The sequence below is a fragment of the Streptomyces sp. YIM S03343 genome (assembly GCF_054729195.1).
This window is the reverse complement of record NZ_JBPUKX010000001.1, coordinates 675,669-688,345: the sequence shown is the minus strand read 5'-3', so window position 1 is coordinate 688,345 and position 12,677 is coordinate 675,669. Positions and strand designations below refer to the sequence as shown.

Annotated in this window: 8 protein-coding genes; 6 read left to right on the top strand and 2 right to left on the bottom strand. The window is 73.6% G+C overall.

Annotated elements, in window-relative coordinates:
* Window positions 1-7 precede the first annotated feature (7 nt).
* Entirely contained in the window at window positions 8-2,308 is a 2,301-nt protein-coding gene (locus ACSYGN_RS02970) for a DUF7824 domain-containing protein (protein ID WP_460391488.1), read from the top strand.
* 198 nt (window positions 2,309-2,506) lie between these two features.
* Here ACSYGN_RS02970 and ACSYGN_RS02965 read toward each other — a convergent pair whose 3' ends face one another.
* The gene (locus ACSYGN_RS02965; RefSeq protein WP_460391486.1) at window positions 2,507-3,301 is read right to left on the bottom strand and encodes a DUF2249 domain-containing protein; all 795 of its coding nucleotides are present in this window, start codon (window positions 3,299-3,301) and stop codon (window positions 2,507-2,509) included.
* A 71-nt stretch (window positions 3,302-3,372) separates the two neighbouring features.
* Between ACSYGN_RS02965 and ACSYGN_RS02960 the strand changes: the two genes are divergently transcribed.
* Genes ACSYGN_RS02960 through ACSYGN_RS02950 form a run of 3 tightly spaced genes read left to right on the top strand, consistent with a single transcriptional unit; the run spans window position 3,373 to window position 8,137 of the window.
* The gene (locus ACSYGN_RS02960) at window positions 3,373-4,191 is read left to right on the top strand and encodes a helix-turn-helix transcriptional regulator (RefSeq protein ID WP_460391484.1); all 819 of its coding nucleotides are present in this window, start codon (window positions 3,373-3,375) and stop codon (window positions 4,189-4,191) included.
* The gene (locus ACSYGN_RS02955; RefSeq protein WP_460391482.1) at window positions 4,188-5,378 is read left to right on the top strand and encodes a hypothetical protein; all 1,191 of its coding nucleotides are present in this window, start codon (window positions 4,188-4,190) and stop codon (window positions 5,376-5,378) included. Before ACSYGN_RS02960 ends, ACSYGN_RS02955 begins: the two co-directional genes overlap by 4 nt.
* 29 nt (window positions 5,379-5,407) lie before the next feature.
* Window positions 5,408-8,137 carry a multicopper oxidase domain-containing protein gene (locus tag ACSYGN_RS02950; protein ID WP_460391480.1) on the top strand — a complete coding sequence of 910 codons (2,730 nt, stop codon included), beginning with the start codon at window positions 5,408-5,410 and terminating at the stop codon, window positions 8,135-8,137.
* Window positions 8,138-8,156: 19 nt separating this feature from the next.
* Here the strand turns inward: ACSYGN_RS02950 and ACSYGN_RS02945 are convergent, their stop codons facing one another.
* Window positions 8,157-10,178, bottom strand: a complete 2,022-nt coding sequence (locus ACSYGN_RS02945) for an HsdM family class I SAM-dependent methyltransferase (protein ID WP_460391478.1) — start codon at window positions 10,176-10,178, stop codon at window positions 8,157-8,159.
* 145 nt (window positions 10,179-10,323) lie between these two features.
* Here ACSYGN_RS02945 and ACSYGN_RS02940 point away from each other — a divergent pair, with 145 nt between their 5' ends.
* Both ACSYGN_RS02940 and ACSYGN_RS02935 read left to right on the top strand, forming a co-directional pair.
* A complete protein-coding gene (locus ACSYGN_RS02940) occupies window positions 10,324-11,265 on the top strand; it encodes a serine/threonine-protein kinase (RefSeq protein ID WP_460391476.1) in 942 nt (313 codons plus the stop codon).
* A 140-nt stretch (window positions 11,266-11,405) separates the two neighbouring features.
* Entirely contained in the window at window positions 11,406-12,668 is a 1,263-nt protein-coding gene (locus ACSYGN_RS02935; protein ID WP_460391474.1) for a serine/threonine-protein kinase, read from the top strand.
* Window positions 12,669-12,677: the final 9 nt, after the last annotated feature.

The following is a 12,677-nucleotide window of genomic DNA, read 5'->3' as shown; positions in this document are numbered from 1 at the left end:
CACCGAAGTGCCCTACGAGCTGATGGCCGGTCTGGTGCGGCTGTCGGGTTGCCCGGTCCCCACGACCGAAGCCTACGTCTGGGCATGGCTGGATCACACGGACCATACCTGGCAGCACGGCAGCCTGGAGCACCGGCTGCGGACCGACGCGCATCTGGTGCCTCTGGTGGCCGCGCTGTTCGAGACGGACGAGATCGGCACCCGGCTGGAGTGGTCCGCGGGCGGGGTGCAGAACGGCTGGCCCGGCGCGCTCGCACGGCTCACCGCCGAGGGGGTCCTGGAGCGCAAGGTGATGGTCGACGCCTGTGTGGCCCGGCTGCTGCGCGGCGGTACGACCGCCGACACCCGGGTCTTCCTGGACCTGCTGCGGCTGCTCGACCTCACACCCGAGGAGCGCCGGGAGCGCACACCGGACTGGCTGGCGCTGGCCGCCGACGCCGTCTCGCCGGTGGCCGGGCACGCCCAGTCGGTGCTGGGCGCGCTGGTGCTCGACGGCGAGCTGACGGCCGGGCAGCTCGCCGAGATGTCCGCCGCGGTGCTGTTCCGCCCCGAGAAGAAGCTGGTCCGCGCGCAGCTCGTGCTGCTCGGCAAGGCCCTGGTCCGGGACAAGGACGCGGCGGACGACCTGCTGCCCGGCGTCGCCCAGGCCTTCGGCCACGCGGACCCGGACGTCCAGGAACGGGCGCTCAAGCTGGTGGAACGCCATCTGAAGAAGGCGAAGAACGCCGGGACCCGGGACGAACTGGCCTTCGCCGCCGAGCAGTTGATACCTGAGCTGCGGGCCCGCGCGGCCGGTCTGCTGGGCGTCGACGTGGGGTCGGCCGAGCCGGAGCCGTACGAGGAGATGCTCCCGCCCGTGACCGGTCCGGTCCGGCTGGCCGCGGGGCCGGACACCGCGGCCGAGGCCGCCGAGGAAGTGAGCGCGGCCCTGGCCTCCGCCCCCTCCGTGGCGGAGTTCGAGCGGGCACTGGACGGACTGGTGCGCCACGCCCATCGCGACCGGGACGCCCTGGTGCGGGCGCTGGAACCGGTTTTTGCGCGCTGCTGGTGGGACAACGACGACGGTGCGCACAAGCGGGACTCCGCCGAGCGTGCGTTCAACACGACCCAGGGAGGGCTGTTCAGCACGTCGGACGGCCTGGAACTCGTCCTCGCCGCCCTGCGCGACAGGATCCGCACCAGGACCCTGCACGCGGCCGTCCACCATGGCACGGCCCACCGCAACTGCGGGCACACTGCGCTGATCAGGGCCTTCGACGCCCGGCTGTGGGAAGTGGCGTACCTGGTCAGGACCCGGCCGCTGCCGTTCCTGCTCTCGACACCGACCTGGAGCACGGGCCTGCTGGAGCCGGACGAACTGGTGGACCGCCTCGACACCTACCGGCGGCTGGGCGCGCGGATCGGGGCGGCCGACTTCGCACTGGCACTGCTGCGGGTACGGCGCGGCGACCACGCCTCATCGACTGCCGCTGCCGGACGGGCCGCCGCCCTCGGCACCCGGGAAGGCACCAGACTGGCCCACTGGCTCACCGCCGAGGCGTCGGCCCCCGGGACGACCCGGCGCACCCACAAGTCGCGGATCCTGGTCGAGCTCGGCGAACTGGCCGATCTCCAGGAGGATTTCCCAGCCGAGTTCCGCCCGCTGGGCGGGCCGACGGCCGTCATGGGCAACCCCCGCTACTGCTACCACGGCGGTCCGGGCATGCATCGGCACTGGCTGGCGCTGTTGCCGGAGCGGCCCGAGCTGGTGGCCGTGCGGCTGCTGCCCGACCTGGCCGATCTGGCGGTGGAGGACGGCCGGGGCGACGGCGCGATCCTGCCGTTGCTGGCCGAGTCGGACGGCGAGGCGGGGGAGACGGTGCACCTGGGGCTGGCGTACGGACTGTGCGCCCGGCACCCGGAGGACAGGCTCGCCGCGGTCGACGCGCTGCTGACACTGACGGCCCGAGGGCAGCTGGACCCGGTCCGGCTGGGCACCGATCTGCGTCAGCTGGTGCGGACCGGGGCGGTGAAGCCGCTCCGGCTGGCGGAGTCGGCACGGACGGCGGCGGCCACCGGGGCGTACGCCACCGTCTGGGAGGTGCTGCGGCACACACTGCCCGCGCTGATGGCCGGCCTGACGGCCGGGGCGGCGCCCGCGCGGGGGCTGGGCGACCTGCTGGGGGTGGCTGCCGAGTGCGTCGAGCGTTCCGGAGCGGGCGGCGAGCTGCCGTACCTCACGGAGACGGCGGGCCGACGCGGCTCCTCACAGCTGCTGTCGCAGGCCCGCCGGTTGCGCGGTGCGCTGGCCATGACGGCGGCTGCGTGACCCGGCGGGACGCACGACGGCGGGTGGCGCTCACCGGTGTGGCTCACGTCACCTCGCGTTGCCGGTGAACGGCAGGAGCAGGGGCGGGCCCGCCACGGCACTGCGGCGGACCCGCCCCTGAGAGGGGGTGGGAACCCGGGGGGCACCGGGTTCCCCTTCGGGGACCGGATGAGGAGACGTCCCCGAGAACGGGGCCGCTCAGTGGCGGGTGAACAGCAGACGCCAGGCCTCCGGGCCGCGCTCGAGGTACTCGAACGTGAAGGCGCCGGGGTCGCGGGCCTCGATCTGGGCCAGCAGCGGCAGCGGGTCGTGCGGAGCGACCAGCACCATCTGGCGGCCCGCCGACACGGCGTCGAGCGCGCCGAAGATCGTCGCGTGGCGCAGCGCGTGCGGCACGGCGCGCGCGTCCAGCTCGGGCACATCGGCGTCGTCCGAGCCGCCGCAGCCGCACGTGCCGCCGCAGCCGCCGGACTTCTGCGCGCCCTCGGCCTCGGCGTGGTCGTGCGCGTGGCCGCCCAGCACCTCGTGCATACCGTTCAGCATCTTGGCCAGCGACAGCGTGGGGGACGCCGCGATCACCGGCAGCACCAGCTCGTTCTCCTTGTCCAGGTGCTCCTCGAACAGCACCTGGAGCGCCCGGCCCTCGCTCGCCGCGTGGGCCGGGGAGGCAGCGTTGCGCAGCGACTCCACCAGGGCCTTGATCCGGCGGTGCTCGGCCAGCATGCCGTCGATCAGCAGCCGGGCCTCCAGCGTGCTGTGCGCCGCCGGGTAGAGGGCGCTCTCCTCGGCCAGGGCGTGCGGAACGAGCTCGCGCTCGCAGAAGTCGACCAGACCGGCCCGGATCTCCTCGGCCGAGTCCGTGCCGCGGGCCACGGCGTCGATCAGCATCGTGACCCGGCCACCCAGTTCACCCGCCAGCTGGGCGTGATGCGCTTCGACGGCTTCGACGGCCTTGGCGTCCTGAGGGTCCGAGGCGATGGTGACAGTGCTCATGCTGAGTCTCCAGCTGTTGGTGGCGGCCGGCTGGCCGGGTGGGGGACTGCGGTTTCGAATATACTACGGACATGTCCGTGGAAAATAAGGCTCCCTTCCCGGGTGGCGACCGGCCGCCTGTCTCACGGCAACGCCATGCCGTCCTCCAGCACCTGCGCAGCCAGCCCCGGCCGGCCACGGCCACCGCTCTCGCCCAGGAGTGCGGACTGCATGTCAATACTGTCCGAGAGCATCTGGACGCGCTGGTGGAGAGCGGTCTCGCGGTCCGGGAACGCGGTGAGGCCGCCGGACGCGGACGGCCCGCGTGGCGCTATCTGTCCCGGCCGCCGCAGCAGTCCGCCGTACGGGAGTACGCCGGTCTCGCCGCCGTGCTCGCCGCGCAGATCGCCCGCTCCAGCGCCGACCCCAGGGCGGACGCCCTCGCCGCGGGGCAGGAATGGGGGCACGCCCTGCTCGCCGGACAGGAGCCGTCCGATGACGCGGCGGAGGCGCGCGGACGCGTGCTCGCCCTGCTCCGGGAATTCGGGTTCGCCCCCGAGCCCGAGCCCGGAAGCGATGAAGTCCCGGGCGAGCAGGGCGGGTTGAGGGTGCGGCTGCCGCGCTGCCCGTTCATCGAGGTCGCCCGCGAGCATCCCGGGGTGATCTGCACGGTGCACGCCGGACTGGTCGGCGCGGGCTACGCCGCGCTGGGCGGCGGCGACGGCACGGTGTCCCTCCACCCCTTCGCCGAACCCGGCGCGTGCCTGCTGCGCTTCGAGGACGGCGGGCCGGCCGGGCCGGAGGATCCGGGAACCGAGCGGGAGGAACCGGGGGCTGAACCGGAGGATCCGGGGGCCGAGTCCGAGACCGCCGCCGACAACGACGGCGACCAGGCTCGGAGGCCCCAGTGACATCCACATCCACCGGCCCCACCGGCCCGACCGGCAAAACCGCCACCGCCTCCGCCTCCGCCGCCGACGCCGCCCGCCGCGCGGGCGCCCGGCGCGCCCTCCTGCTGCTCCCCGCCGGGCTCTGTCTGCTGGCCGGGCTCGACGCGGCCCTGATGCTCCTGGGCCTCCCCACCGTCGTACGCGCCGACCGGCTGCCGCAGGTTCACGGCGTGCTGATGGTCCTCGGCTTCGTCGGCACCCTGGTCGCACTGGAGCGCGCCGTCGCCCTCGGCCGGGGCTGGGGCTATCTGTCCCCCGGCTTCCTCGGCGCGGGCGGGCTGCTGCTGATCAGCCCCGCCCCACTCCGCGACGGCAAGCTGTCACTGGTCCTCGGCACCGCCGTACTGGTCGCGCTGTACGTCCGTTTCTGGCGCCGCCAGCCCAGCGGCGCGCTGCTGGCGCAGGCCGCCGGTGCGGTCACCGGGCTCGGAGCGGCCCTGCTGTGGCTGGGCGGGCTCGACGTGCCCCGGCTGCTGCCCTGGCTCGCCTCCTTCCTGATCCTGACCATCGCCGGGGAACGCCTCGAACTGGCCCGGGTGGCCCTCCTCGCCCCCCGCACCGAACAGACCTTCCTCGCCTGCGTCGGCGCCGTGACCGCCGCCACTGTCGCCACCCTGCTGTGGCCCGCCGCAGGCACCCTGCTCCTCGCCCTCGCGCTGCTCGCCCTGGTCGCCTGGCTGGTCGCCTATGACGTCGCCCGCCGGATGCTCCGCGCGAAGGGCCTGCCCCGCTTCTCCGCCGCCTGCCTCCTCGCCGGATACGCCTGGCTGGGGCTCGCGGGCGCGCTGTGGCTGGTCGACGGCCCGATCACCGACGGCAGCCGCTACGACGCCGTCGTGCACTGCGTCTTCCTCGGCTTCGTCATCTCCATGATCATGGCTCACGCGCCGGTGATTCTCCCCGCCGTACTGCGCCGCCCGCTGCCCTACCACCCCGCCTTCGCCGTGCCCGCCTGGCTGCTGCATCTCTCGCTCGCGCTGCGCGTCCTCGTCGGCGACCTGCGGGAGTCCACCCTGGCCTGGCGCACCGGTGGAGTGCTCAACATCGTCGCCGTCCTGCTGTTCGTCGTGACGGCCGCCACCCTGTCCGTGACCGCGGGCGCCGCCCGCCGCCGCCCCCGGCCGCAGCCCTCGGAGACCTCCCGGTGACCATGCAACCCCCGTCCAGGAACCCCCTCATGCCTTCGTCCCCGGGCCCCGCCGCGCCGGACCAGAAGGGCGGCCCGCGCCGCCCGCGCGCCGCCTGGCACCTCAAGGTCAACGCCGTGGTCGCCGCGTGGCTCGCGGCCTTCGCCGTCGTCGCGCTGGTGCACCGGTCCATCCCCGAGTCCCACTGGCTGCTCGTCCATCTGCTGCTGCTCGGCGCGGTGAGCAACGCCGTCGTCATCTGGTCGGGCCACTTCGCCGCCTCCGTGCTGCGGCTGCCCGAGTCCGACCGGGGCGCCCCGGCCGCGCTGCGGCTCGCGTGCCTCAACGCCGGAGCCGTCGCCGTGATCGCCGGCCTGCTCGCCGGTTCCTGGCCGATCGTGCTCGCGGGCGGCACCGCCGTCGCCCTCGCCGTCACCGTGCACGCCGTATGGCTGGTACGGCTGCTGCGCCGCGCCCTGCCCGGCCGGTTCGCGATGACCGTGCGCTACTACATCGCCGCCTCCGCCCTGCTGCCCGTCGGCGCGGCACTCGGCGTGATCATGGCGCGCGGCCATCTCTCCGACGATGTCGCCGCCCGCGTCCTGACGGCCCACAAGCTGATCAACCTCCTCGGCTGGCTCGGCCTCACCGTCGCCGGGACCCTGGTCACCCTCTGGCCGACGATGCTGCGCACCCGCGTCGTGGACGGCGCCGAGCGGGCCGCCCGCCGGGCCCTGCCGGTGCTGGTCGCCGGACTCGTCGTGGCCGTCGCCGCCGTACTGCTCCTGCCGCCGCCCGTGACGGCCGCCGGTATCGCGCTCTTCGGGGCCGGACTGGTGATCGCGGGCATCCCGTGGACCGGCGAGGCCCGGGTGAAGCGGCCGTCGTCCTTCGCCACCTGGTCGGTCGCGGCGGGCAGCCTCTGGCTGCTCGGATCGCTGGTGGCGCTCGTGGCGATGCTGGTGACGTCCACGTCCTGGCCCGCGGTGGCAGAGCGGAGCTCGGCGCTGACCGCGCCGCTGGCCGCCGGATGGATGGCGCAGGTGCTGATGGGCGCGCTGAGCTTCCTGGTGCCCGTGGTGCTCGGCGGCGGCCCCACCGCCGTACGGGCCACCACCGCCTCCCTGGAGCGAGGCGGCCCGGCCCGCGTCGCCGCCGCCAACGCGGCCCTGCTGCTGTGCGTGCTGCCGGTGCCGAGCACGGTACGGGTGGCCTGCTCGGTGGTGCTGCTGGGCGTACTGATCGCTTTCCTGGCCCTGCTCGTCCGTACGGTCGCAGGCCACCGCGCCCGCACCCGCGCGGCGGACACGGCCCCCGCCACGGCCCCCACCACCCCTCCCGCCGCCGCCCCGGAGCGCCCGCACCGGGTGCTCGGCGGGGTGGCCGCCGGTACGGCGGTCGTGCTGCTGGCGGTCGTCGCGGGTGCCGCGGTGGATGTACGTTCCCTGCCCGTCATGGCGTCGTCCGGCACCGCCGCGGCCACCACCGACAACGGCAGCACGGTGACCCCCACCGGCCGCACCACCACCGTCTCGGTCATGATCCACGGAATGCGCTTCTCCCCGAACACCGTCTCGGTCCCGAAGGGCAACCGGCTGGTGATCAAGCTGCACAACATGGGCACCGACCGGCACGACATGGTCCTGGAGACCGGCGCCCGCACCGGCCGTATCGCGCCCGGGGAGCAGGCCACGCTCAACGCCGGAGTCATCGGCCGGAACCTCGAGGGCTGGTGCTCGGTGATCGGCCACCGCCAGATGGGCATGGTGTTCACAGTCGAGGCCACCGGCACCGCACCGCAGGCGACCAGCCCCAGCGACTCCATGACCATGGACGACGGCAGCACGATGGGCTCCGGCAGCGGCACCACGAAGGACACCGCCGCCGACGCCTACGACCCCATGGCCGAGCCCTCCGCCGGTTTCACCGGCCGCGACGCACGGCTGCCCGCCGCCGAGGGCACCACAGGCCACACCACCGTGCACCGCACGACCCTGAACGTGAAGGACGTCGTACGGGAGGTCGCCCCCGGTGTGAAGCAGAAGCTGTGGACCTTCGGGGGTACCGCACCGGGCCCGGTCCTGCGCGGCCGGGTCGGCGACGCCTTCGTGATCACGCTGGTCAACCGCGGCACCACCGGCCACTCGATCGACTTCCACGCCGGGGCCCTGGCCCCCGACAAGCCGATGCGCACCATCCAGCCCGGCCAGTCGCTGACATACCGCTTCACCGCCACCCACAGCGGGGTGTGGATGTACCACTGCTCCACGATGCCGATGTCGCTGCACATCGCCAACGGCATGTTCGGCGCCGTCGTCATCGACCCCCCGAACCTGCCGAAGGTCGACCGCGAGTACGTCGTCGTCCAGTCGGAGCTGTACCTGGGCGCCCAGGGCGGCACGGCCGACGCGAACAAGCTGAAGTCCCAGCAGCCCGACGCCGTCGTCTTCAACGGCTACTCGAACCAGTACATCCGCGACCGGCTCACGGCACGGGTCGGCGAACGGGTCCGGGTGTGGGTACTGGACGCCGGCCCCAACCGCTCGAGCGCGTTCCACATCGTGGGCGGCCAGTTCGACACGGTCTACAAGGAGGGCGCCTACCTGCTCCGCCCGAGCGACTCCGGGAACGGCGGGTCACAGATCCTCGATCTGGCCCCGGGCCAGGGCGGCTTTGTCGAACTGTCCTTCCCGCAGGCGGGCAACTACCCGTTCGTCACGCACATCATGAGCGACGCCGAACGCGGGGCGCGGGGGATGTTCCGGGTCACCGACCGGTGAGTCCGCCGTCCCCTGTCAGTCAATCGGTCAGCCCGCCCGCCGCAAGCCGGTCACTCATGTCGCTCACCAGCCCCTGACCCGAAGTGCCGGCTGAGGTGAGCAGCTCTTCGAAGGCCAGGAGCCGACGGAACGTCTCGGCATACACCGTCTGCTTCTCCAGCGGAAGCTGGAGGACCTGGAGACGCCGGATGTCGATCCTCGACGAGCTGGAGGCGTGGGTGCCCGCCTGACGGCCGTTGGCCGGGGCCCGCAGACAGCCGGCGAGGAAGTGGGCCTCCAGCTTCTCCGTGTCCACCCGGAGCAGATGGAGCTGGGGGCCCAGGGCCACCGGCGGTCCCTGGTGGACCCATGCCTTGAAGGCACGGGCCACTCCGGCGACCACGACGTCACCCTCCTCGGCGATCGCCTGGGCCGAGTCGCCGGGCACCGCCCCGCTGGGAGTGCCGTCATGCAGAAGGTCGGCGATGCTGAGGAGCGGAACCGTGGCCCCGCGAGCCGGTTCGGTCGGCTCCGCCGGCTGCTGGCCGGCGCGCAGGGTCAGTGCTCCGGCCTTGACGAGGTCTCCGACCGCCGCCGTGGTCTGCGGGGTCCCGGCCTCCAGGTCGAGCACGGACAGCCGCCGCGCATGATCGGCCAGATCGGTCAGCAACGACCCGAACCCGTCCCACCGGCCGACGAGTTCCTCGCGGGAGGACTCGGTCGTCGCTGTGGTGTAGCGGCCCGGGGTGACGTCCACCTCGTCGTCGAGGAGGTCGAGCAGGGGGACACGGACGGCGCCTTGCGGCGGTTCCTGGTCCGGCCGGTCGAGGGTCGCCATCGTGGTGAGGACGAACGACGTGAGGCTGTCCCAGTCGGGGCTGGGCTCGCGCGTTCCCGTCCGCGCGAAACGTGTGGCGTCCACCAGGAGGGCGTCCTGCCTCGGGGGAGCAGCCCCGGGGCGGTCCGGCGCCGCGCGGAGGATCCACAACTGCAGTGACACACTGTGCGGTTGTGCGCTGCCGGGCGGCAGGGAGACAACCGCGCGGAGTGCTCCGGTGCGCAGCAGCGAGCCGCGGATGCGGCGGCCCGCCTTGCGGGACGCGACGGCCGGGGGAAGGACGACCACGGCGGCGCCGCCCGGTTCGAGATGGGAGAGCAGGTGCTGCACCCAGGCCAGTTCGGGCTCGGTCCGTGGGGGGAGGCCGTGTGTCCAGCGCTGGTCGGTGGCGAGGTCCTCGTAGCCCCAGTCACGTTCGTTGAACGGGGGGTTGCACAGGGCGATGCCGGCTCTCGCTCCGGCGAAGGGGTCGTCCCGCAGTGCGTCGGCGGTGGCGATCCGCGTCCGGATGCCGCGATCGGCCGCGAGAAACTCCAGCCGTCCGGCGGTCAGCGCGGCCAGGGCCGGGTCCCGTTCGCAGGCGAGCAGCTCCAGTCCGGGGCCGTCGTACTCCTGCACCGCCGCAGCCGACAAGTGCCCCGTGCCGCACGCCGGATCGAGCACGGTCAGTCCGCCACCGCCACCGCCACCGCCCCGGCCCCCGCGCCCGCCCCCTGCCGGGCCGAGACGGACGGCGAGGGCGATCCGGGCCATCAGCGCGGCGAGTTGCGGAGGTGTGGTGCTGAGCTGCCGGACATGGGTGTCAAGCCACCGTTGCAGCAGGAACTCGAAGGTCTCGCGCGGTCCCTCCTCCCGTCCCACCTTCGCCGCCTCGGCCACCAGGTCACGGGCCTGCGCCGAGAGTTCGGGCCGGGTGGTCCGTGTCCTGGGGGACTGCATACGGCGAGCGGCCTCGGCGATGGCCAGCCCCGACTCGTTCCTGCTGCCGAGCGCCTCGAAGCGCGGCCAGAGGAGTTCCCGGCCGCCGATGTCCTTGAGCTTGCCGTTGTCCCGCAGCCATCGCTCGACCTCCGCCAGCGAGAACTGCGGACTGACGTCCGTGCCCCCGATCCGGGTGGGGAAGGAGTCGTGGCGGCGGCGCCAGTTGCTCACGGCGGCCCGCCCGACGCCGGCGATCCGGGCGATCTCGGCCAGGCTGACGGGGACGGCGTCATGGACACTCATGGATCAGTCTCCGAGGTACGTGGGCGGCTGGGCTGGTCGGCATGCCCAGCGGCCGTTCGTGCAGTGAAGGCTACTACCCTCATTGACTTTGTTCACAGTATGCGCGTTGCATCGAGATGTGCAGGATATGTGGAGGTCGGCAAATATGCGGAGTCTCGCGCCGGGAAGGGTGCTCCATGACCGCTATCGGCTGGAGTCCGTGCTGGGCCGGGGAGCGATGGGGCAGGTGTGGGAGGGGCGTGACCTGCCTCTCGACCGGCCTGTCGCGGTGAAGACCGTCGCCACGGAACTACTGGCCGTGGCGAGCAGCCGTGGCGCCGCGCTGACCCGGTTCGGCAGGGAGACGCGGGCGGCCGCGCGTCTCGACCACGCGAACGTCGCCACGGTCTTCGACGCGTCGGTCACGGACGACACCTGCTGGCTGGTGATGGAACTGATCGACGGCACCACGCTCGAGTACCTCTTCGACCAGCAGGAGGACGGGCGGTTCGAGGTCTCCTCGGCGGCCGCCGTCGCCGCCCAGCTCTGCGCGGGGCTGTCCGCGGTCCACGCCGCCGACCTGGTGCACCGCGACCTCAAGACGCAGAACATCATGGTCCGCCGTGACGGCGTCGTGAAGATCCTCGACTTCGGTCTGGTCAAGCTGCTCGGCGACACCGACCCGCGGCTGACGTCGACCGGCGAGGGCGTCGGCAACCTCTTCTGCGCCTCCCCCGAACTGCTGGCCGCCCGGGACCCGCTCGACGGCCGCAGCGATCTGTACGCCGTGGGCTGCCTGCTGCACCACATGCTCACCGGTCGGGCGCCCTTTCCCACCGACCAGCCGGCGCTCCTGGCCTCCCACCATCTTGCGTCGCCCCCGCCGCTGATCGCCGACGCGGGGGTGCGGGTGCCCGGGGATCTCCAGGACCTGGTCTCGGCCCTGCTGGCCAAGCGGCCCGGCGACCGTCCCTCGTCGGCGGCCGACGTGTATGCCGCCCTGGCGCCCCACCTGCCCGAACCGGATCCCGGGCTGGCCGTCAGACGGACCGTGCCCGAGGATCCGCGCCGTCCCTTCCTCGTTCCCCAGGGGCCGAAGCCGCTGTGAACAGAGGGCGCAATGCCCCGCATGCGGCACAGGAGTGTCGCGACCGGTGACAGAATGAAGCCACCGGCCGGGGTGCCGTGACGTTCCCGGCCGTGGGAAGCGGCGGGCGCGGCAGGCGCCGGGACTGGGGGCGGGGCGCGATGCGGCGGAGCCTTGGACGGTACGAACTGACGCACGAGCTGGGCCGGGGCGGCATGGGCGTCGTCTGGGCGGCCCACGACCCCGACCACGACCGCGAGGTGGCCGTCAAGCTGCTGGCGACCCGCGGCCGCGGTGCCGAACTCAGCACGCTGGAGCGGCGGTTCCTGCGTGAGATCCGTCTGACCGGCCGACTGCGGCACCCGGGGGTCCCCGCCGTCCACGGCCACGGCAACCACGACGGCGAGCTGTATCTGGTCATGGATCTCGTCCCGGGCAGGGCCCTGGACGCCATTCTCAAGAACGACGGCCCCCTCGGGATCGAGCAGGCGGCGGACGTGGCCCGCCGGGTGTCCGAGGTGCTGTCGTACGCCCACGGCCAGGGCGTCGTGCACCGCGACCTGAAGCCGTCGAACCTGATGCTGACCCCCGACGGGGAGATCAAGGTCCTGGACTTCGGCGTCGCCGCCGCTCTGGAGCCCCAGCCCGGCGAGACCCGTTTCACCGCCGCCGACGCCACCCCCGGCACGGTCGTCTACATGGCGCCCGAGCAGGCCGTCGGCCGGACCGTGCCCGCGAGCGACCTCTACTCCCTGGGCTGCGTCCTGTACGAACTGCTCACCGGTACGCCCCCCTTCACCGACGCCAGTCCCTTCATGCTGTACCACCGGCACGCCAACGACCCCGTCCCGCCGCTCGCCGACCGCCGCCCCGGCATACCGGACGGCCTGCGCGAGCTGGTCGAGCGGCTGCTGGCGAAGCGGCCGGAGGACCGGCCCGCCTCCGCCGAGGAGGTGGCCGCGCTGCTCGCCGCCTGGGCGCCCCGGCCCGCCGCCCCCGCCGACACCACGCCCGCCCACCCGCGGCTGGCCGAGCTGGCGGCCCTGCGCCGGGCCGGACGTCCCGCCCGCGCGCTGGAGGAGTACCGCGAGCTGATGACCGTCCCCGGCCTCGACCGCGCGGACACGCTCGCCGCCCGCGCCGGAGCCGCCCTGTGCGCGGGGGCGCTCGGCCGTACCCGCGAGGCCCTGGACGAACTGAAGTCCGTCCTCGCCGAACAGCGCAGCCTGCTCGGGCCCGGCCACCCCGCCGTGCTGGACACCCGCTACGAGATCGCCGTCCTGCTGATCCGCACCGGCGACCGGCACGCCGCGGAGGAGCTGCTGCGCCGTCTCGCCGACGAGGAGGAGACGGTCCTGCCCGAGTCCGATGCCGGGTACGGCCGTAGCCGGAAGCTGCTGGAGCGGCTGCGCCGCATGGGCTGAGGACCACCC